The sequence below is a fragment of the Marinobacter sp. genome (genome assembly GCF_965229985.1).
In the GTDB taxonomy this organism is placed as follows: Bacteria; Pseudomonadota; Gammaproteobacteria; order Pseudomonadales; family Oleiphilaceae; genus Marinobacter.
In genome coordinates this window covers 3,098,449-3,119,002 of sequence record NZ_OZ245935.1, presented here as the reverse complement: position 1 = coordinate 3,119,002, position 20,554 = coordinate 3,098,449, and the positions used below count along the sequence as shown (strand labels likewise).

15 protein-coding genes and 1 tRNA gene are annotated in these 20,554 nt (G+C 57.5%); 12 read left to right on the top strand and 4 right to left on the bottom strand.

Annotated features, from left to right (window positions below):
• The 6 genes from rsmB (at position 1) to ACO06L_RS14150 (ending at position 6,615) form a co-directional block, all read left to right on the top strand.
• Positions 1–1,302, top strand: coding sequence for a 16S rRNA (cytosine(967)-C(5))-methyltransferase RsmB (rsmB, locus tag ACO06L_RS14175; protein WP_202346263.1), 1,302 nt, complete (start codon positions 1–3; stop codon positions 1,300–1,302).
• Positions 1,299–2,702 carry a Trk system potassium transporter TrkA gene (gene trkA / locus ACO06L_RS14170; RefSeq protein WP_064229432.1) on the top strand — a complete coding sequence of 468 codons (1,404 nt, stop codon included), beginning with the start codon at positions 1,299–1,301 and terminating at the stop codon, positions 2,700–2,702. Before rsmB ends, trkA begins: the two co-directional genes overlap by 4 nt.
• A 105-nt stretch (positions 2,703–2,807) precedes the next feature.
• Positions 2,808–3,833: a glycine--tRNA ligase subunit alpha gene (gene glyQ, locus ACO06L_RS14165; protein WP_064229433.1), complete on the top strand. Its 1,026-nt coding sequence runs from the start codon at positions 2,808–2,810 to the stop codon at positions 3,831–3,833.
• A 2-nt stretch (positions 3,834–3,835) separates the two neighbouring features.
• On the top strand, positions 3,836–5,917 hold the full coding sequence (glyS, locus tag ACO06L_RS14160) for a glycine--tRNA ligase subunit beta (RefSeq protein ID WP_202346262.1): 2,082 nt from the start codon (positions 3,836–3,838) through the stop codon (positions 5,915–5,917).
• Positions 5,918–5,945: 28 nt separating this feature from the next.
• Positions 5,946–6,503 carry a D-glycero-beta-D-manno-heptose 1,7-bisphosphate 7-phosphatase gene (gmhB, locus tag ACO06L_RS14155; protein ID WP_202346261.1) on the top strand — a complete coding sequence of 186 codons (558 nt, stop codon included), beginning with the start codon at positions 5,946–5,948 and terminating at the stop codon, positions 6,501–6,503.
• 35 nt (positions 6,504–6,538) lie between these two features.
• Positions 6,539–6,615: transfer RNA gene (locus ACO06L_RS14150), tRNA-Pro, on the top strand.
• 94 nt (positions 6,616–6,709) lie between these two features.
• Here the strand turns inward: ACO06L_RS14150 and ACO06L_RS14145 are convergent.
• From ACO06L_RS14145 to ACO06L_RS14135, 3 genes are all read right to left on the bottom strand, one after another.
• A complete protein-coding gene (locus tag ACO06L_RS14145; protein WP_202346560.1) occupies positions 6,710–8,242 on the bottom strand; it encodes a phospholipase D family protein in 1,533 nt (510 codons plus the stop codon).
• Positions 8,243–8,322: 80 nt separating this feature from the next.
• A complete protein-coding gene (locus ACO06L_RS14140; protein ID WP_202346260.1) occupies positions 8,323–9,186 on the bottom strand; it encodes a phosphate/phosphite/phosphonate ABC transporter substrate-binding protein in 864 nt (287 codons plus the stop codon).
• On the bottom strand, positions 9,186–11,516 hold the full coding sequence (locus ACO06L_RS14135; RefSeq protein ID WP_202346259.1) for a putative bifunctional diguanylate cyclase/phosphodiesterase: 2,331 nt from the start codon (positions 11,514–11,516) through the stop codon (positions 9,186–9,188). The genes ACO06L_RS14140 and ACO06L_RS14135 overlap by 1 nt, the downstream gene beginning before the upstream one ends.
• 305 nt (positions 11,517–11,821) lie before the next feature.
• Between ACO06L_RS14135 and ACO06L_RS14130 the strand changes: the two genes are divergently transcribed.
• Complete coding sequence (locus tag ACO06L_RS14130) at positions 11,822–12,448, top strand: peroxiredoxin (RefSeq protein ID WP_202346258.1); 627 nt, start codon at positions 11,822–11,824, stop codon at positions 12,446–12,448.
• A 66-nt stretch (positions 12,449–12,514) separates the two neighbouring features.
• Complete coding sequence (locus tag ACO06L_RS14125) at positions 12,515–13,060, top strand: rhodanese-like domain-containing protein (protein ID WP_227715682.1); 546 nt, start codon at positions 12,515–12,517, stop codon at positions 13,058–13,060.
• A gap of 45 nt (positions 13,061–13,105) precedes the next feature.
• Here ACO06L_RS14125 and ACO06L_RS14120 read toward each other — a convergent pair whose 3' ends face one another.
• The gene (locus ACO06L_RS14120; protein ID WP_202346256.1) at positions 13,106–13,549 is read right to left on the bottom strand and encodes a hypothetical protein; all 444 of its coding nucleotides are present in this window, start codon (positions 13,547–13,549) and stop codon (positions 13,106–13,108) included.
• A gap of 222 nt (positions 13,550–13,771) precedes the next feature.
• Here ACO06L_RS14120 and ACO06L_RS14115 point away from each other — a divergent pair, with 222 nt between their 5' ends.
• The 4 genes from ACO06L_RS14115 to ACO06L_RS14100 all read left to right on the top strand — a co-directional run bounded on the left by ACO06L_RS14115 (position 13,772) and on the right by ACO06L_RS14100 (position 20,494).
• Positions 13,772–15,040: an NAD(P)/FAD-dependent oxidoreductase gene (locus tag ACO06L_RS14115; RefSeq protein WP_202346255.1), complete on the top strand. Its 1,269-nt coding sequence runs from the start codon at positions 13,772–13,774 to the stop codon at positions 15,038–15,040.
• A gap of 182 nt (positions 15,041–15,222) precedes the next feature.
• Positions 15,223–16,776, top strand: a complete 1,554-nt coding sequence (locus ACO06L_RS14110; RefSeq protein WP_202346254.1) for a methyl-accepting chemotaxis protein — start codon at positions 15,223–15,225, stop codon at positions 16,774–16,776.
• 28 nt (positions 16,777–16,804) lie between these two features.
• Positions 16,805–19,180: a sensor domain-containing phosphodiesterase gene (locus ACO06L_RS14105; RefSeq protein WP_202346253.1), complete on the top strand. Its 2,376-nt coding sequence runs from the start codon at positions 16,805–16,807 to the stop codon at positions 19,178–19,180.
• Between the two features lie 24 nt (positions 19,181–19,204).
• Positions 19,205–20,494, top strand: a complete 1,290-nt coding sequence (locus ACO06L_RS14100; RefSeq protein WP_202346252.1) for a sensor domain-containing diguanylate cyclase — start codon at positions 19,205–19,207, stop codon at positions 20,492–20,494.
• Positions 20,495–20,554: the final 60 nt, after the last annotated feature.

Below are 20,554 nucleotides of genomic sequence, written 5' to 3'. Positions count from 1 at the left end.
ATGGGGGACCGACAACACCCCATGCGCGCCATCGCCGCCGGCGTGATGTTGGCCGTGGAAAACGGCCAGTCCCTGTCCCAATGCCTGCCGCCGGCCCTGAACCGACTGCCCGCAAACGAACGCCCCGAACTCCAGGCCCTCTGCTATGGCACCTGCCGCTGGTTTCACCGGCTGGATGGCGAGCTGAATGGCCGGCTAAAAAAACCCCTGCGCAAGCCGGACCGCATCATCCACCACCTGATGCTGGTTGCACTGTTCCAGTTACGCTTCAGCCAACAGGCCACGTACGCCGTACTCAATGAAACCGTCGAAGCCTGCCGGGCCCTGGAAAAACCCCACCTGACCGGGCTGGTGAATGGTGTCCTCAGGGCCGCGGAGCGGGAAGGCGCACCAGAACCGGCAGACGATGCCGCCAGGTTCAGCCACCCGGTGTGGATGGTGGAAAAACTCCGCCACAACTGGCCGGAAGACTGGCAGCACATTCTCGACGCCAACAATGCCCAGGCGCCCATGACCTTGCGGGTAAACGCCCTCCGTTTTGCCCGGGATGAGTATCTTGGCCTGCTGGCTGAGTCCGGCATCGAAGCAAACGCGACGCGCTTCGCGCCCCATGGCATTCAACTGGCCACCCCGGTTTCTGTTGACCGGCTGCCCTGGTTCGCCGATGGCGCTGTCAGCGTGCAGGATGAGGCCGCACAATTGTGTACCACCCTGATGGATCTGGCGCCTGGCCAGAGGGTCCTGGATGCCTGTGCCGCTCCCGGCGGCAAAACCTGCGCGATTCTGGAGAGCTGTGGCGAGCTGGCGGAAGTGGTCGCCATCGACGAATCTCCTGATCGCCTGCCCAGGGTTCAGGAGAATCTGGACCGACTTGATCTCAACGCCACCCTGAAACAGGCGGATGCGGCTGCGACCGAACAATGGTGGGACGGCGAGGCATTCGATCGCATTCTGCTGGACGTGCCCTGCAGCGCCAGCGGCGTGATTCGCCGCCACCCTGATATCAAGTTATTGCGCCGTGAATCGGACATTACCCCCCTGGCGGCCATACAGCTCGGGTTGCTCGACGCCATGTGGGCTATCCTGAAACCCGGAGGACGGCTGGTGTATGCCACCTGTTCAGTGTTCCCCCAGGAAAACCACCGTATAATTCAGCGGTTCTGCAAGCAGCAGACCGATGCCATGCTCCTTGAGCCAGATGCTCAGTGGGGGCGCGATATGGGTGCGGGGCGGCAACTGCTCCCCGATCCGGACAGCCATGACGGCTTCTTCTATGCCGTGCTGGAGAAACCCGAACCATGAAAATCCTGATTCTCGGTGCCGGCCAGGTCGGCGGAACACTCGCCGAAAACCTTGCCAACGAAGCCAACGACATCACCATCATTGACAGCGATGGCGCCCGATTGCGCGAGTTGCAGGACCGGCTCGACATCCGCACCGTCCAGGGCGCGGCGTCTTATCCGACGGCACTGCGCCAGGCCGGGGCCGAAGACGCCGACATGCTGATTGCCGTCACCAACAGCGACGAAACCAACATGGTGGCCTGCCAGGTAGCCAAACTGCTGTACAAGACGCCCACCACCATCTGCCGGGTGCGCGCCAATGCCTACCTGGCAAAATCCGAGCTTTTCTATCAGCGCGACCAGACCAAGGATCTCGACAGCCTGCGGGGCTTTCCCATAGACGTTCTGATCAGTCCGGAACACCTTGTGACCAAGCATATTACCCGGCTGATCGAGAATCCCGGGGCCCTGCAGGTATTGGAGTTCTCCAAGGGCCTGACCCGCCTCGTGGCCATCCGCGCCACCCGGGGCGGCCCCCTGGTGGGCCACGAGCTGTCCTACCTGCGCACCCACATGCCCAAGATCGATACCCGGGTGGCGGCCATCTTCCGGAAAGACCGGGCGATCATGCCCGAGGGCAACACCGTCATTGAAGACGGCGATGAGGTTTTCTTTATTGCCGCCGGCGACCACATCAAGTCGGTCATGAGTGAACTGCAACCGCTGGTAAAGCCCTACAAGCGCATCTTTATCTGCGGGGGCGGCAACATCGGTCAGCGGCTGGCCCATACCCTGGAAAACCGTTACCAGGTCAAACTGCTGGAGCGGGACCACGAACGCTGCGTGATGCTCTCGGAGAACCTGCGGAAAACCGTGGTGCTGGAGGGCAACGCCGCCAACAAGGACATCCTGCTCGAAGAAAACATCGAGAATACTGACGTTTTCTGTGCAGTGACCAACGACGATGAAGCGAACATCATGGCCTCCCTGCTGGCAAAGCGCCTGGGTGCCCGCAAGGTTCTGACCCTGATCAACAACCCGGACTACGTGGACCTGATCCAGGGGGGTGATATCGACGTGGCCATCTCGCCCCAGCAAACCACCATCGGCAGCCTGCTGACCCACGTCCGCCGGGGCGATGTTGTGAACGTTCACTCACTGCGCAGGGGCGCCGCGGAAGCGATCGAGGCGATTGCACACGGCGACCACCGGTCCTCGAAGGTGGTCGGCAAGCGGCTGGATGAGATCAACCTGCCGGAAGGCACCACCATCGGCGCCATCGTGCGGCGCAACGAAGTTCTGATCGCCCACGATCATCTCCGGATCCAGCCGGATGACCACGTCATCCTGTTCCTGGTGGACAAAACCCGCATCCGGGATGTGGAAAAACTGTTCCAGGTGGGACTCACCTTCTTCTGACTTAGAAATACACAGCCAGCACGCGTATAATGCGCCTTTCTTTTTTCGGAGTGCCCCGAAGGACAACCGGGGCGCCACACACAGACTGATCAGCAGGCAACCGTCGTGACAGACAAGGCAACGAAACAGACAACTCCGGATATCGGGACCTTTCAAGGCCTTATCCTGGCTCTGCAGAATTTCTGGGCGCAGCACGGCTGCGTGGTCCTCCAGCCACTGGACATGGAAGTGGGTGCCGGCACTTTCCACCCGGCCACCTTCCTGCGTGCCATCGGGCCGGAAACCTGGAACGCCGCCTACGTTCAGCCCAGCCGCCGTCCCACCGACGGCCGTTACGGTGAGAACCCCAACCGCCTGCAGCATTACTACCAGTTCCAGGTGGTTCTGAAGCCGTCACCGGACAACATTCAGGAGCTGTACCTGGATTCCCTGAAGGCCCTCGGCCTGGACCCATTGGTACACGACATCCGGTTTGTGGAAGACAACTGGGAGTCGCCGACGCTCGGCGCCTGGGGCCTGGGTTGGGAAATCTGGCTCAACGGTATGGAAGTCACCCAGTTCACCTACTTCCAGCAGGTGGGTGGCCTGGAATGCTTCCCCGTCACCGGCGAGCTCACCTATGGTCTTGAGCGTATCGCCATGTACTTGCAGGGCGTCGACAGCGTGTACGACCTGGTCTGGACCGAAGGCCCTGACGGTGTGGTCACCTACGGTGACGTGTTCCACCAGCAGGAAGTGGAGATGTCCACCTACAATTTCGAACACGCCGACACCGAATTCCTGTTCCACAGTTTCGACGTTCACGAGCGCGAAAGCGCCCGGCTGATCGAAGCCGGCCTGGCCCTGCCAGCCTACGAACAGGTTCTCAAGGCCTCCCATACCTTCAACCTGCTGGACGCCCGCCACGCGATCTCGGTAACCGAGCGTCAACGCTTCATCCTGCGGGTTCGCACCCTGGCCCGTGCCGTCGCCCAGGCGTACTTCGACAGCCGTCGCTCACTCGGCTTCCCGCTCGCCCCCGAGGCGTTGCGCAAGGAAGTCCTTGCTGCCGCTGAGGCCGCCGACGACAAGGCGAAAAGCAAGAAGGGCAAGAAAGCGAAGAAGGCACAGCAGGAACAGGGGAACGCATAACCATGGCTACACAGGATTTTCTGGTTGAACTGGGCACTGAAGAGCTGCCTCCCAAGGCCCTCAAGCCGCTGTCTGACGCCTTCACCCAGGGCATTACCCGGGGTCTGGAAGAAGCGGGCATCGAATTCGGCAAGGTCGAAGCCTTTGCCGCTCCGCGCCGTCTTGCCGTGCGTGTCCGGGATCTGGCTGACTCCCAGCCGGACAAGTCCGTGGAAAAGCGTGGCCCTGCCGTCAAGGCAGCCTTTGACGATGCCGGCAACCCAACCCGCGCGCTGACTGGCTTTGCCACGTCTCTGGGTGTTACCCCGGACCAGCTCGACACCCTGGAAACCGACAAGGGTGCCTGGGTGGTCTATCGCACGGTGGAGCAGGGCAAGCCCACGGTAGAGCTGATGCCGGACCTGGTGGAGCAATCCCTGGCCGGCCTGCCGATTCCCAAGCGCATGCGCTGGGGTGCCCACCGCACCGAATTTGTACGTCCGGTCCATTGGGTTGTCATGCTGTTTGGCAACAAGGTGATCGAGGCGCCGATCATGGGCCTGAACCCGGGCAACAAGACCCGCGGCCATCGCTTCCATTGCCCCAAGTCCCTGATCGTGCCCACACCTAACGATTACGAAGTCATCCTCAAGCAGGAAGGCTACGTCATCGCCGACTTCGCCGAGCGCCGGGAGCAAATCCGTGCCGGCGTGACCGAACTGGCCGAGAAGGAAGCCGGTGGGAAAGCAGTGATTGATGAAGACCTGCTGGACGAAGTCACCGCGCTGAACGAGTGGCCAGTGCCATTGATGGGTCGATTCGAGGAACGGTTCCTCGAGGTTCCTGCAGAAGCCCTGATTTCCTCCATGAAGGAACACCAGAAGTACTTCCACGTGGTGGCCGCCGACGGGGAAATGCTGCCGCTGTTCATCACTGTTGCGAACATCGAGAGCAAGGATCCTTCACAGGTGGTTTCCGGTAACGAGAAAGTGATCCGGCCCCGCCTGTCGGACGCCGCCTTCTTCTACGAAACCGACCGGAAGACCAAGCTTGAGGACCGCGTTGACGCCCTCAAGCCCATCGTGTTCCAAGAGAAGCTGGGCAGCATCTACGACAAGTCCGTACGCGTCGCTGCGCTGGCAAAGAAAATTGCTGACGCCATCGGCAGTGATCCGGCCCTGGCCGAGCGCGCGGCCATGCTGGCGAAGACTGACCTGGTCACCGAAATGGTGCTGGAGTTCACCGACCTGCAGGGCATCATGGGTCAGTATTACGCCGCTAACGACGGCGAACCGGAAGACGTGGCCAAGGCGCTGAACGAGCAGTACATGCCCCGTTTCGCTGGCGACGATTTGCCAACAACCCTGACCGGCTGTGCCATTGCCATCGCTGACCGTCTGGATTCCCTGGTGGGCCTGTTCGGCATCAACCAGCCGCCATCCGGCACCCGGGACCCGTTCGCCCTGCGCCGGGCCTCTCTCGGTGTGCTTCGCATCATCATCGAACGTGAACTGCCGCTGGATCTGCAGACATGCTGCGAGTGGGCCGAAGAGTATTTCACGGTACTGACCGAGCAGAATACCGCCAGCACGGTTGTGGACTACATGCTGGAGCGTTTCCGCGCCCATTACGATGAGCAGGGCATTGGTGCCGAGGTTTACCTGGCCGTTCACGCCCGCCGTCCGACCCGCCCGCTGGATTTCGACCGCCGGGTGAAAGCGGTGGAAGCTTTCCGCCAGCTGCCCGAAGCGCAGGCCCTGGCCGGCGCCAACAAGCGGGTTTCGAACATCCTGACCAAGCAGGGTGGTGACAGCATCGGTGAAACCGTCGACGCCAGCCTGCTGCAGGACAGTGCGGAAAAGGCGTTGGCCGAGCAGGTTGACCAACAGGCCGCCAAGGTCCTGCCACTGTTCGAGAACGGCGACTACGCCAGCGCTTTGAGCTCCCTGGCCAGCCTGCGGGAACCGGTGGATAACTTCTTTGATGAGGTGATGGTCATGGCCGACGACGACGCCATCCGGAACAACCGACTGGCTCTGCTGAACCGTCTGCGCAACCTGTTCCTGCGCGTTGCGGATATCTCCCTGCTGCCCACAGCAGGCTGAGATCAGCCGAAGGAACGCGCGCACAGCGATGCTGATCATTCTGGATCGGGACGGGGTCATCAACGAATACGATGGCAATTACATCTGCTCAGCGGATGAATGGCACCCCATTCCCGGCAGCGTAGAAGCGGTGGCCCGGCTCTGTAACGCCGGCCACCGCATCGCCATCGCCACCAACCAGTCCGGCATCGGCCGAGGTTACTACGACACCGATGAACTGGACGCCATGCATGAAAAGCTGGAGCGACTGGTGGAGGCCGAGGGTGGCTGCATCGATTTCATCGCCTACTGTCCCCACCATCCAGACGACCAATGCTGCTGTCGCAAGCCGCTGACGGGGCTACTGGAACAGATTCGCCAACATTTTCACCTGGCGAGCCTTGAAGGGGCCATCATGGTCGGGGACAGCCGCAAAGACCTGGAAGCCGGCCACGCTGCAGGTTGCCACCCGGTACTGGTAAGAACCGGCAATGGCGAGGAAACCGAACGCCACCTGGACGCCAGACCGATGCCCGGCGCCGATGTCAGTATCTACGATAATCTCAGCAAATTTACGGATGCCCTTTTATCCGCCGAGGGCTGGTAAAACCAAAGTGAATCCGTATAATACCGGCCGTTGATCGGCGTGTGGCGCAGCTTGGTAGCGCACTTCGTTCGGGACGAAGGGGTCGCAGGTTCGAATCCTGCCACGCCGACCATTTTCCCGTTTGTTTCCTTCCTTTCTCCCCTATCAGTACGCAGCAAAAGATCACCCTAACTTCGCCGCCATCAATCACAGCGCTGATTATATAACTAAAGCAATGGCTCCACGGGAAGCAAGGAAAACAGAAACACCAACGCACGCTTGAAAGCCCCGGTATTCGGCTCATGACGGTGTTCGACTGTCTCCGCTCCGTTGAATTCCAGCCAACGCAGTTCACCCTCGTCGTCCAGGATAACCTCGTAGGCCGCCAGCTTTACCTGCTCGGGAAAAGCCGACTCCAGGGCGTTGGCCAGTTCCGGGCTCCTGATCAGGAATCCCAGCTCGGTGTTCAGGTTTGCTGAACGGGGGTCGAAATTGAAGGAGCCAACAAAAAGCGTCTCGCCATCCACTGCGAACGTTTTGGCGTGAAGGCTGGCTGCGGAACTGCCGACAATACCGCCAGAGCTACGGCGCTCGTCTTCATTCTCCGACCTGAATTTACGCAGCTCGAACAACTCGACACCCGCTTCCAGTAAAGCCTCCCGGTATTTGGCATAACCTGAATGCACCAGGGCGACGTCGTTGGCTTCCAGGGAGTTGGTGAGAATCCGCACCTCCACACCGGCGCTTTCAAGGTCGCGGAACAGCTCAACGCCACGATTACCGGGAACGAAGTAGGGCGAAACCAGGGTCACTGTCTTTTTGGGTTCACCGAGTGCCAGGGCGAGCTGTTGGCTCAATAGACCCTGCTCTTCTTCGAGCCCCTGGGCTTTCGCCGGATCATCGCTGACCATCTCCACCGGCGCCCAGACAAACGACACCTCCCCGTCCAATAACGCTTTGAGAAAATCCGAATTGTGCAAAGCAGCGACAAAGCGCCGGGCTTCAGCATCCTGTTGAACGGAAGCAAGGTCGGCTGCCATAGCATCCAGATCTTCATCATTGGCGCCTGCCAGCAACCGATCCGCCGGGTACGCAGACTGACTCGCCCAGTAGCGATCAAAATCCCCGGAAACACGATCCACGACAGGCCCGATCGCCAGAACGTCCAGATCCGCGAAAAGGGCACCGTCACCCACACCGAAATACTCATCGGCAATGTTGCGGCCGCCAATGATGGTGGCCTGGTTGTCAGCCGTGAATGACTTGTTGTGCATCCGGTGGTTCAGGCGACCAAAATCGGTCAGAAACCCGAGGGCCCGGGAGCTGCGAATCACAAACGGATTGAACAGCCGAACCTCAACGTTGTTATGGTGATTCAGCGCCGCCAGCCAGTCGTCCAGGCCGGCGATGCCGTTGTCGTCCAGAAGCAGTCGAACCCGAACGCCACGCTCGGCCGCCCGATAGAGCGAGTACAAAAGCAACTTACCAGTAATATCATCCCGCCAGATGTAGTACTGAACATCCAGGGAGGTATCGCTGGCCTCGGCGAGCAACGCGCGGGCAACAAAAGCATCAAGGGGATGCTCCAGCGTAGCAATGCCGTTCAGGTCAGGATGACTTTCGATTTCTTTACTAATCGCCTGACCAAGACGGGTATCTGCAGTTAGCTCTTGAGCAAACGCTTCGGACTGCGACCGGTCTTTCAGGGAGGGCAATGCGCAGCCTGTCTGGACCAACACCAGTGTGATGAATGCAAGCATAGCCCAGCTTTGCCGGGCACTGTGTTTTGGCAAAACACCCTCTCTTAATGGCAAACGCCAACTCCTGCAAGAGCCCGAATCTACATCAATCCCTCAAGCGCCTGATAATCCGCATGCCCCACTGGGGTAATCCGGGTGGCGTGCTGGCTGTCGAGAAAGTCACTCAGGCGTGGTGATTGCGTAGTCATCAACTCGAGCAACTTCTGACGAACAGAATGGCACAAGTTATTGCGGAAAACGAAAGGATCGTAGTGCAAGGGCGATGAGCGCCAAAGCACGCGGAAAGAATCTGCATTGATAATTCCCCGTCTGAGATATTCATCCGCGCGGGCACTGGAGACGAAAGCAGCATCAACGTCACTGTCTAGCAGAGCATCCATCGCCTTGTCATGGCCCCCGGCGTACACCAGGGCGCCAAAGAAACGCTCAAACGGCACGCCAACGACTTCCGGGAACATGGCTTTGGGTACCACAGCCCCCGAGGTGCTGGAGGGGTCGCCGAGAGCAACACGGGCACCTCTCAGGCCTTCTCTGTCTTTCACGCCGGTTCCATCATTCACGATCAGCATGGAATTATAGTAGCTGCCCTCTGGCGTAAAGAATCCAGCTTCCACGGCCAGAGATGCAAAGGCTTCGATGCCGGGGTTGCGTCTACGAGCGATGATATAAGATGCCGGACCCAGCACCGCAACATCGACGGCGCCCGAAACGATTGAGTCGATCGCGCTCTCATAGGAGCTCGCCCTGATCAGCTCAACCGGCACGCCAAGCTCATCACTGAGAAGCGCCATCAAAGGCTGAAATTCCTGAAGCTGCTCATCGATGTCCTTCTTGGGCACCACGGTAAATGTCAGCCCGGTAACCTCACACACCCCCGGATTTTCTTTCGCCAGAAGCGTCAAAGGCAAGATGACTCCCATTAGCAGGGCGAGTAGTCGAAGCATCAAACAGCAGCCTCCGCATTGGAAAAAGTTTCGAGAAAATCCGGAATGTCTTCTGGCGGCATAGGCCGACTCAAGTGATAGCCCTGAGCTATATCGCATCCGGCAACTTTCAGGTGCACTACCTGTTCCCTTGTTTCGACACCCTCCGCAACCACTTTGAGGTTCATTCGTTTAGCCAGAATAATAGTGGAAGAAACAATCGGGCTGTCGTCGTGACTATTGCAGATTTTAGCGATCAAACTTCGGTCAATCTTCAACTTGTCCACTGGAACCGCTTCCAGGTGGGCAAATCCTGAATAGCCTGTGCCAAAGTCATCCAGACTCAGTTTCACACCAGCAGCTTTGAGAGAGTGCAGGCTCTCGACCGCATTAACATCAAGCATCGCAGTTTCGGTTATTTCCAGCTCCAAGTGCCGCGTCTCCAGGCCATATTCTGAGATCAGCTCAAGCACCTGTCGGCAAAACTCTGGTTGGGCAAGCTGAATCGGGGAAACATTCACCGCAATCGGCCTTATTGATACTTCATCATCCAGTTTCCACTCTGCTATCTGGGCACAGGCGAGCCGCAAGACCTCCATGCCGAGAGGAATAACAAATCCACTGTTTTCCGCCATCGGGATAAAGCGGTCGGGGAAAAGCAGACCGAATTCCGGATGCTGCCAGCGCACCAGGGCCTCGTAACCGACCACCTCCATGGAATCCAGGCAAACCTGCGGCTGGTAGTGCATTACAAATTCACGATTTCGCAGAGCATCTGCGAAGGCCTGTTCCAGATGGAACTCCTCCACATCCTTGAGATTGAGCGATTGGTCAAAGAAGCGGTATTGGCCCCTGCCCGCCTTTTTGGCGGAGTACATGGCGGCGTCGGCACAGCGCAAGAGGCTTTCAACAGTCTGGCCGTCCCTCGGGCAAATCGCGATGCCAATGCTGGGACTGCTGTTCAATTCCGTGCCATTGAGCTCATAAGTCGCGGACAGATGCCGTGTTGCCCCATCGGCCCACTGCTCAATGTCACTCTCGGTGCGATTGCCCGCCAGCAGGACGACGAACTCATCGCCGCCAAAACGGGCCGCGACATCATCGGTGTCCAGCAGGCGCTGAATCCTGCCCGCAACAGCCTGAAGCAGGAGGTCACCCACCTCATGGCCCAGAGAATCGTTGATTGATTTGAAACGATCCAGATCGATAAACAGCATTGCCGACAGGCGCCGGTTGCGGCGCTGTTCATCGAGCGTGCCCGTGGCGATATCGAGGAATTGCCGGCGGTTGTAGAGGCCACTGAGGTGGTCAATGGATGCTGCCCGGCTACTTCGAGCATGCTCACCTTCCAGTCGCTGAATCAGTTGCTGATTTTTGCGCTCCGATAGCTGCAGGGCCTGCATAACGGATTGTTGCTGCTTCAGAGCACGCACCAGCCAGAGCACGATGCATCCCACCAAAAGCGTCATCAATAAGTTCAGGATCAACTGCTTATACTGATCGCTCCAAAGCGGACCAAGAATTTCGGCGAAAGGCTGGGTGACACTGACTGTAAAACCATGGATCGGTCGGGTGACAAATACCTGTTGGTACCGCTGTCCGGCACTCTCAAACCTGTTCGTTCCAGTGTTGAGCCGGCCTGTCAACGCAGGCTTGATACGTGGAATGCGAAGGCCGCCCAGAATGACGCCATTGGTATCCGCACGCATCCACTCATCGCCTTTCGCATCAAGAATCTGGATAAAGCCTTTCGGCCCCAGTTCTACGTGCTGCAGCAGACCCGCCAGGTAACCGATATCCAGTTCGACCAAGATCAATCTGTTTAAAGGCTCATAACCCGGCGCGCCAGCTGGCACGAGGAATGGAAGGCGCCAGCTGGGACCAGTGCTGTTTGACTCCGGATCTCCCGACTTATGCGGTAATAGAGGCACGAAACCGTGCTCGTCCAGGTGCCGGTCCAGTTGTCCATACCAATCAGACAGACTCATCCTGGCGGCCTCGGGGTGGCTGGCATAAAGAACATTGCCACTGCCGTCGTAGACACTCAAACGATTGAATACCGGATCCTCGGCCAACAAGCCCAGCAGCCTTTCAAAGCCCGAGCTTTCCCGGGCAGGATCTGCCATCACCAGACTCCCCATGGCTCTGGCTCGATCCGTCATCTGCTTGAGACTTTCAGAAACGATCAACGCAAGATTGCGGTGCTCAGACTGTCTTGCCTGGAGCGCCTCAGTTCGGGAAGTAATGGTCTGGTAGCCAAACAGGGCCCAGATAAAGACAACCATCAGGGCGCCCAGAACCAGCATGGCGATCTGAACAGCACTGAGGGAGGAGGCGGGCTTTCGCTGCATTAAAGTTACCCTGGCGGAATGGCGTTTGACTGGCAGTTGAACAGGCCTTCCGTTGGCAACTCTTCGATCCTGAAACAGAGGGAGGGTATGTAAGACCATACCCGATGCTTCGCTACGCTATCAGCAGCTTATGGCAGTTCCGTGACAAACACTGGCCCCGCGGCTCTCTTCTACTCTCCAATGCGTTAAACCTATTTGTTCTATAGATATAACCATATTGGCTAAGAGCCATCGAACGGGTTATCGTTATTCCGACATCAAGAGGCAATACGCCTCCACCAGCAAAACCCGACAGGAGATTCATCATGAGTTTATTGCTTGGCTCTACCGCCCCGAACTTCACCATCGACAGCACCGCCGGCCAGATCAACTTCCACGAATGGGCAGGCGATTCCTGGGTATTCTTCTTCAGCCACCCGGCCGACTTCACCCCGGTCTGCACCACCGAGATGGGCCGCACGGCTCAGCTGGCGAAAGAATTTGAAGCCCGCAACGTGAAGCCCCTGGGTCTGTCCACCGACACCGTGGAAGAGCACGTAAAGTGGATTGAAGACGTCAACGACACCCAGAACTGCGACCTCCAGTTCCCAATCGTTGCCGACGCTGACCACAAAGTGGCCGAGCTGTACGAAATGATCCACGCTGGTGAAAGCGAAACCGCCGCAGTACGCAATGTGTTCATCATCGACCCGAACAAAAAGATTCGTCTGACCATGACCTACCCGATGGCGGTAGGCCGTAACTTCGACGAGATCCTCCGGGTTATCGATGCCCTGCAAACCGGTGATGCCAATAAAGTTGCCCTGCCGGCAGACTGGCGCAAAGGAGACGATGTGATCATTCCGCCCTCCATTTCCAACGAGGAAGCCAAGGGTCTGTTCCCGCAGGGCTGGAATGAAATCCGTCCTTACCTCCGCACCACCAAGCTTTAATCCCGTTCGCGGATAAATAAGGGGCCCGCCGTTCGGCGGGCTTCCCCAATGCAGGAGGAAGCCATCATGAAGCATATACTGACAGCCCTGCTCGCCACTATCACCATTGCTTTCAGCGCCCAGGCAGAAGAAGCACTTTCCCTTACCCCACAACAAACCTATGACATGGTTCAGAAGCAGGGGGACCAACTGCTGTTTGTGGATGTCCGGGATCCAGTGGAAATCATGTTTATTGGCTTTACCGATGTCGTCGACAAGAATATCCCGTTCAAACTCGCCGATCGCTCGACTTTCCTTGATGACAAGGGTCGGTTTGCCATGAACACCAATCCGGAGTTCGCGGTAGACGTAGAAAAAGCGCTTAAAGAGAAAGGTCTTACCAAGGATGACCTGGTTATTACCATGTGCCGCTCCGGTTCCAGCCGTGGCAAGCCCAGCGCGGAATACCTGATGGAACGGGGCTTCACCAATGTGAAGTACATTGACCACGGCTTTCAGGGCAGTGGTGCCAAAGAAGGCAAGAAGAAAGGCATGAGAATCGTGAACGGCTGGCAGAACAACGGCCTGCCATGGTCCATGAAACTCAATCCAGAGAAGATCTATCGTCCGTGAGTGGGATTTAAACGCCCGGGGTCGTTGCGCCCCGGGCTTCCGCCCTCAGAAGGTGAACGTGCGAATCTTCGAGTTCAGCATCTGGCCGGCCATTTCCGGCGGCATGGCAACGCCAACGCCGTCAATCAGATCGTCCTTGCCGTAGTCGCTGTTCGGAAGGTACAGCGCACACACCTTCGCCTCGCCACCCTGCTTGAGCAGGCCACGCAGCATCTGCCCCGGTGTCACATCCTTGGGCTTGAGCGCAGGCGCTTCGTAGGACTTAAGTGCCAGGTCACCGGCCTTGTCGCAGAGCAGCACGTTTACCTTGGCCCCCTGCTGGGCCATGGTGTTGGAAAGCACCATCGCCATGCCCTGGGTCTGCAGCGAATCGCTGGACAGGATCACCAGCACTTCTTCAACACCACCTTTATGACTGTCGGCGTGAACGCTGAAAGGTACGGCGGCAATCAGCGCAGCGGCGGCGATGGCTTTGATTGATTTGATCATGGGAGAAATTCCTTTTTGTTTGATCGAAAGACTTCAAAACCAATGTATCTGGCCAAGATCGAGCCTTCAGTGACAAAGTCACTTTCAACGCTATGCCTGACGTAAAGCTGGCCTGCCCCGCATATTCCCAATTAATCTAATGATAGATCCATAAGTTTGGTACGCTTTGATATATCTCAAGCACCACACGCGCAGAGCAAACAAAGACAAGAGGTTCGAGGCATGACCAGCAACACAACCACCACAGGCAGCGTCAAAAGTCACACAGTCGTGATCGTGGGCGGCGGGGCGGCCGGTATATCGGTGGCATCCAGCATTCACAAACGGGACAGCAATATCGACATTGCCATCGTCGAGCCCGCCACCCGGCACCACTACCAGCCCGGCTGGACCATGGTCGGCGGCGGCGTGTTCAGGCCCGAGGTCACCTCCAAGCCCATGTCAGACGTTATGCCCAGTTTCGTGTCCTGGTATAAGCAACCGGTTAGCGGCATCGACCCGGACAACAACCAGGTAACCCTGGGCGATGGCTCTTCCATCGGATACAAAGCCCTGGTGCTCGCCCCTGGCCTGGAACTGAACTGGGCTGGCATCGAAGGCCTCGAAGAGGCCCTCGGTTCCAACGGCGTCACCTCCAACTACCGGGAGGGCATGGCCAGCTACACCTGGGACATGGTTCAGAACCTCAAGAAAGGTCGCGCCCTGTTCAGCCAGCCGTCAATGCCGATCAAATGTGCCGGCGCGCCCCAGAAAGCGATGTATCTGTCCGCCGATTACTGGCTCAAGCATGGTGTGCTGAACGACGTGGATATCCAGTTCCATAACGCTGGCGCCGTTCTGTTTGGTGTGGCCGATTACGTCCCGGCCCTGGAAGCCTACATCGAAAAATACGGCATTGACCTGAACTTCCAGAGCACGCTGGTTGCTGTGAACGGGGCCGCGCAAACGGCTGTGTTCCGCTCGACCGACAGCGAGGGCAAGAACCAGGACCGCGAGATTAGTTTTGATATGCTGCACGCCGTGCCACCCCAGCGGGCACCGAAGTTGATCCGGGAGTCTGCCCTGGCCAATGAAGGCGGCTGGCTGGATCTTGAGGACGACACCCTGCGCCACAAAGCCTACGCCAACATCTTTGGCCTTGGCGACGTGAGCGGAACTGGCAACGCTAAAACCGCCGCTGCGGTGCGCAAACAGGCGCCGGTGGTGGCGGAAAACCTGGTGGCCACGCTCCGAAACCAGCCCCTTGAAGCCGCCTACATGGGCTATGGCTCATGCCCGCTCACGGTGGAGAACGGAAAGATCGTTTTGGCAGAATTCGGCTACGGTGGAGTACTCCAGCCCAGCTTCCCGAAATGGATCAACGACGGCACCAAGGCTACCCGCGCCGCCTGGTGGTTGAAGGCCAAGCAGCTGCCAACACTCTATTGGCACGGGATGTTGAAGGGACACGAATGGCTGGCCAAGCCGGCGCCGCGCTCAGCCAAACACTGATTTCATGCCATACCGGAACGCTCCGTTCCGGTATTTTTCAATCCCGATATTTCTGCAGTAACCGTACTTGCGCTCCTGGATTTATTTCTTTACGAGGGCTTTCAATAAGAAATACTACCAATTCAGCTTTTCACTTATCCTGATCAAGGAATGGCCAGGCCATGACTTTTTGAGGACTCTCAATGCGTAAAAACCTTCCCGTAACCAACCACGAAAAAACGTTCAAGCCGTCCCAGAAACTGATTTCCTCAACCGACCTCAAAGGCAAGATAAAACATTGCAATCAAGCCTTCGTTGAAATCAGCGGCTTCAGTCGGGAAGAGCTCATTGGACAACCCCATAACATCGTTCGTCATCCGGACATGCCGCCCGAGGCTTATGAGAACATGTGGTCTTACCTTAAAGCCGGTAAACCCTGGATGGGGCTGGTCAAAAACCGGTGCAAAAACGGTGACTTCTACTGGGTCAGTGCCTATGTCACGCCAGTGACTGAAAAGGGCCAGATCGTTGGCTACGAATCAGTCCGCTCCTGTCCGGAAAGAAGCGATGTCCAACGGGCAGAAAGACTCTACGCATCCATGCGGGCCGGAAAATCGTCCACAAAGCTCTCGCAACGCGTCCAGCCGGCATCCCTGTTCCTTGGCCTGGTTTTCCTGGTTGCTGCAGCGCTTTTCGTAACCAGCCATGAATACCTCTCTGAAATGGTTCTGGCCATCGGTGTGGTTGCCTACGCCATATGGATGCACATGGCAAAGCGGCACCTCATGACCTCGGTAATGAAGTTATTGGAAAACAACTTCAGCGATAACCTTGCAGCTCAGAGTTATACCGACGATGACCTGGAGCTTGGCAGGATCAAGGTAGCGGTACTGGCGTTGCGATCTCATCTTGATGCCGTCCTGACGAGGCTGGAGGACTCCGCCGGCCAGGTGAAAACCACCGCCGTCCGGGGGCTGGAAATCGCCTATGAGGCGCAGGAAACGCTAAACAAGCAGCAAGCAGAAACTGAACAGGTGGCTGCAGCGGTTCATGAGATGTCGCAAACCATTGCCGATGTATCCGCCAACGTTCAGTCAACGGCGGACAAAGCCGAGGGCGCCCGGGAGTTCGCCCACCAGGGTTCGGAGGTGGTCGCCGGGACCCGTAAGGCCATTGAGAACCTCAAGAAAACCGTTCACGAAATCAGTGCGTCGGTGGGGCAGCTTTCAACGCAGACCCAGCAAATCGCCTCAGCCGCAAAGATTATTGAAGACATCGCAGATCAGACCAACCTACTTGCTCTGAACGCAGCCATAGAGGCAGCCCGTGCCGGAGAGCACGGGCGTGGCTTTGCCGTTGTGGCGGACGAAGTCCGCAGTCTTGCCAAACGAACCCGGGATTCCACCAGCGACATCCACGGCATCGTGGAGGCGCTGATCAGCCGCTCATCAGATTCTGTGAAAGTCGCCGATCAGGGCACGGCCGCGGCTGACGCGGGCCTCGAGCAAATGCTGGAAGCGGAGCAGACCCTGAACGACATCGCCGGCACTGTCAGTACCATCGCCGAAATGGCCATGCAGATGGCGGCTGCGGTGGAAGAGCAGGCCCAGGTGTCTGATCAGATCAATGAGCAGGTTGAAAAAATCTCATCGCTGGCCACAAACAATCTGGCCAAAGGCGAAGAATCCACTCATAGTGTGAGGGAGATGGAGCAGATCGCGAGTGAACTCCACGAACTGGTGGTAAGGTTCAAATAGCCGTTGAACCTTGTTCGGAGACTGGCCGATGGCAAACCCGGGTATCGAGAAACGCAGACTGGCGGCGCTTGAGCGGCTCGGTATTCTCGATACTCCTCCAGAAGAGCGCTTCGAACGTTTGACCCGGATTGCGAAGCACTATTACGGGGTTAAGACGGCGCTCTTCTCGGTCCTGGACGCAGAACGCCAGTGGTTCAAATCCCGACAGGGACTGGACGAATCCGAGACACCTCGTTCTGTCGCCTTCTGTGACTACGCTATCCAGCAGGACAAAATCCTGCTGGTGGAGGATGCTGCCAAAGACCCCCGTTTCCGGAACAATCCCCTGGTTACCGGTAAACCCCACATCCGGTTCTACGCCGGCATGCCGGTACGCGAACCCAGTGGTTTCAAGATCGGCACACTCTGCATCATTGATGACAAGCCCCGCATGTTCACCGAGATCGAGCTGGACGTACTGCGCAGCCTCGCAAGTATTGTAGAGGACGAACTAGAGCGGGCTTTTCTTTCCACGACGACGGGCGAGTATGTCAAAGTCTCTCATCTGAGCCGTGCCATTCATCGGGCACAGAATGTCTTTCTGACCAGCGATAACGAACACGCGGCCTTCGAGTTGATGCTCAATGATCTGCTGGCACTAACCGGGAGCCAGTTCGGATTCATTGGCGAGGTACTCCAACGGAACGACGACGCTCCGTTCCTGAAGATCGGTGCAATCACCAATATAGCCTGGAGCCCCGAAACCCAGGCGCTTTATCAAGAGGTTGAGCGCAGGGGCATGATTTTCGACCGCCTCGACAATATCCTCGGCCTGCCCATGACCACTGGCGAAGTCATCGTTTCTGACTCGGTAGCCTCAGACAGCAGAGCGAAGGGCCTGCCAGAAGGCCACCCCCCCATAACGGCTTACATCGGTATCCCGGTCTTTTCCGGGGATCGGCAAATCGGTCTGATTGGCCTGGCCAATCGCCTGGGCGGATACACCGCCAGACTGGCCGAGGAACTGGAACCTCTGATGCAGACTGTGGGCAACCTGATCGAGCGAAAGCGCCTGTACCAGGAGAAGCGGGAACACCAGAAGCATCTCGAACAGGCAGCCAATTACGACGCGCTCACCGGCCTGCCGAATAGGCGCCGGATGACCGAACTGTTTGAACAGGAGTTGTTTGAAGCCAATCAGCGCGAGGGTCTGGTGTCGGTGTGCTTTATTGATCTCGATGGCTTCAAGGACATCAACGACCAGCATGGCCATGCCGTCGGCGATGCTGTACTGAAATCGGTCGCCGATCGACTGCTTGCGAGTGTCAGAGCTCATGATGTGGTTGCCCGCCTCGGCGGCGACGAGTTCGTGGCTATTTTGAGGGATGTCAACGACGAACGAGTCTATGCCAGGCTCCTGGAAGCCATTAGCCAACCGATAAATTACAAACGCAATGTACTGCATTTGTCCGGCAGCATGGGGGTCACGGTTTACCCCGAGGACGACTCGGACGCCGACCAGCTGCTTCGCCACGCAGACCAGGCCATGTACGCAGCCAAGGAGGCGGGCAAAAATAATTACGTGCTGTTTGATCTGGATTCTCACTACTCCCGGAAAGAACGAATCAAAGTGATTGAGCAGATGGGCACTGCTCTCGAGCTTGGCCAGCTGGAACTCTACTATCAACCGAAGATTCACTTCGGCAAACAAAGGGTGGAGGGCTTTGAGGCACTTATCCGCTGGAATCATCCCGAGGATGGCCTGCTGGGCCCCGGTCATTTTCTGGACCACATTGAATACACCGAATATGCCCGCAAGGTCGGCAACTTCGTGCTGGGTGAAGCCATCACACGACTCCAGGAGTTTCAAAGCAATGAGCTGCCCTACACCATCAGCGTAAACCTGAGCCCGTCGCACTTTCTGGGTCCGGGCTTCCGGGACGATCTGGAGGCCGCCCTGTATGAATGTCCGGTAGCGATACGTTCGCGCCTGATACTCGAAGTTCTGGAAACGACAACGCTGGACGATACCGACCGCGTTCTCGAGAACGTCAGCGCCTGCCGTGAGCTGGGCGTTGACGTCTCGCTTGACGACTTTGGCACCGGCTACTCTTCCCTGGACCTGTTCCGCCGGCTGGCTGCCCAGGAAATCAAGATCGATCGTTCGTTCGTATTCGATATGCTCGACAATCCAGACAGCGACATGATTGTCAGTGCCATCATCAGTCTGTCGAAAAGTTTCCGACGTCGTCTGGTGGCCGAGGGCATTGAGTCAGCAGAGGTAGAGGCTAAACTGATTGAACTGGGATGTGAGCTGGGCCAGGGTTTTTTCTACAGCAAACCACTGCCATTGAAACAGGCCCTGGAATGGGCACAGCGATTTGAATGGCAAAACCGGGACACGCGGAACGACTGGGTGATCTGAACGTCGTACTCAGAGTGAAGGCACATGGAACTGACACCGGAAATCCGACTGAAAGCAATTCTGGAAGGCACCGGAGCGGGTACCTGGGAATGGAATCTTGATACTGGCGAGGTTATCTACAATCCTCGCTGGGCAGACCTGCTCGGCTATTGCCTCGAAGAACTCCAGCCCGTCACCTTCAAGACCTGGGAAAACCTTTGCCATCCGAGGGACCTCCAGGAGGCCCGCGAGGCTCTGGCCCGCTATCTGGATGGTGACGCCCCACAGTTCGATTGCGTGGTCCGCATGCTCCATAAATGCGGGGACTGGCGCTACATTCACACCCGTGGCACGCTGCTTACCGACGATCGAGGCCTGGATACCCGCTGGCTGATGGGAACACACCTGGATGTCACCCGGGAGAAGCTGAGCCAACACCAGATGGAGCAACTCGCCAAATCCCTGCCGGGCATTATTTACACCTTTGTGCTGGAACCGGGCGGTCGCTACTACTTTTCCTACCTCAGCGAAAAAACCTGGGATTTTTACGGACTGACAGCAGAAGAATGTCTGTCTGATCCCGACAAGATCTTCAACCTGATCCATCCGGATGATCTCCCCAGAGTGCACGAGAGCATCGCCGTTTCTGCCGAGACCCTGGAGGAGTGGGTTTGCGAATACCGCGTCCAGACCAAACGCGGAAGCTACTGGCTCAAGGGCGTATCACTGCCCGACAAAGATCCTGATGGCCGAATCAGCTGGCACGGCATGACCATCAATATCGACACCCAGAAGAACCTGGAACTGGAGCTGGAACAACTCTCAATTACCGATGAACTGACCGGGCTATACAACCGGCGGTATATGCTGCGGAAGTTGCAGGAGTCCGTCGTGCAGGGAGAGAGGTACGGAGATACTTTCTCGCTGATTTCTCTGGATATCGATTTCTTCAAGATCATCAATGATTCCTATGGGCACCCAACCGGCGATGCGGTGCTAAAGCGCTTCGCCGATATCATCGAGTCCAGCACCCGAAAATCCGATATCGTAGCCCGCACGGGGGGTGAGGAATTTATTATCTTCATGCCCAATACCGGGCTGTCCGAAGCCGGCCAGGTGGCGGAATCCCTGCGGATTGCCCTGCAAACAGAGAGCTTTATCAGTGATGAAGGAGAAACCTTCAGCATCACGTTCAGTGCCGGGGTAGTTAACTGGTCCGGGTCAGATACCCAGAGCACTTCGGTTCGGGATTTACTATCGGCCTGCGACCAGTCACTGTATGCCGCCAAGCGATCTGGGCGTAATCGGGTAGTGGCCGATGGCGACGGAGAATGATCCCGGCCTGGTGCTCAACGTATTAAATACGCCCCAAACAATCATCAACGGAGAACAGGT

Bases quoted from the DNA above. Each gene is read 5' to 3' on its own strand.
- rsmB (WP_202346263.1), top strand. From the start codon at position 1: ATGGGGGACCGACAACACCCCATGCGCGCCATCGCCGCCGGCGTGATG.
- trkA (WP_064229432.1), top strand. From the start codon at position 1,299: ATGAAAATCCTGATTCTCGGTGCCGGCCAGGTCGGCGGAACACTCGCC.
- glyS (WP_202346262.1), top strand. From the start codon at position 3,836: ATGGCTACACAGGATTTTCTGGTTGAACTGGGCACTGAAGAGCTGCCT.
- gmhB (WP_202346261.1), top strand. From the start codon at position 5,946: ATGCTGATCATTCTGGATCGGGACGGGGTCATCAACGAATACGATGGC.
- ACO06L_RS14145 (WP_202346560.1), bottom strand. From the start codon at position 8,242: ATGCTTGCATTCATCACACTGGTGTTGGTCCAGACAGGCTGCGCATTG.
- ACO06L_RS14140 (WP_202346260.1), bottom strand. From the start codon at position 9,186: ATGCTTCGACTACTCGCCCTGCTAATGGGAGTCATCTTGCCTTTGACG.
- ACO06L_RS14135 (WP_202346259.1), bottom strand. From the start codon at position 11,516: ATGCAGCGAAAGCCCGCCTCCTCCCTCAGTGCTGTTCAGATCGCCATG.
- ACO06L_RS14130 (WP_202346258.1), top strand. From the start codon at position 11,822: ATGAGTTTATTGCTTGGCTCTACCGCCCCGAACTTCACCATCGACAGC.
- ACO06L_RS14125 (WP_227715682.1), top strand. From the start codon at position 12,515: ATGAAGCATATACTGACAGCCCTGCTCGCCACTATCACCATTGCTTTC.
- ACO06L_RS14120 (WP_202346256.1), bottom strand. From the start codon at position 13,549: ATGATCAAATCAATCAAAGCCATCGCCGCCGCTGCGCTGATTGCCGCC.
- ACO06L_RS14115 (WP_202346255.1), top strand. From the start codon at position 13,772: ATGACCAGCAACACAACCACCACAGGCAGCGTCAAAAGTCACACAGTC.
- ACO06L_RS14110 (WP_202346254.1), top strand. From the start codon at position 15,223: ATGCGTAAAAACCTTCCCGTAACCAACCACGAAAAAACGTTCAAGCCG.
- ACO06L_RS14105 (WP_202346253.1), top strand. From the start codon at position 16,805: ATGGCAAACCCGGGTATCGAGAAACGCAGACTGGCGGCGCTTGAGCGG.
- ACO06L_RS14100 (WP_202346252.1), top strand. From the start codon at position 19,205: ATGGAACTGACACCGGAAATCCGACTGAAAGCAATTCTGGAAGGCACC.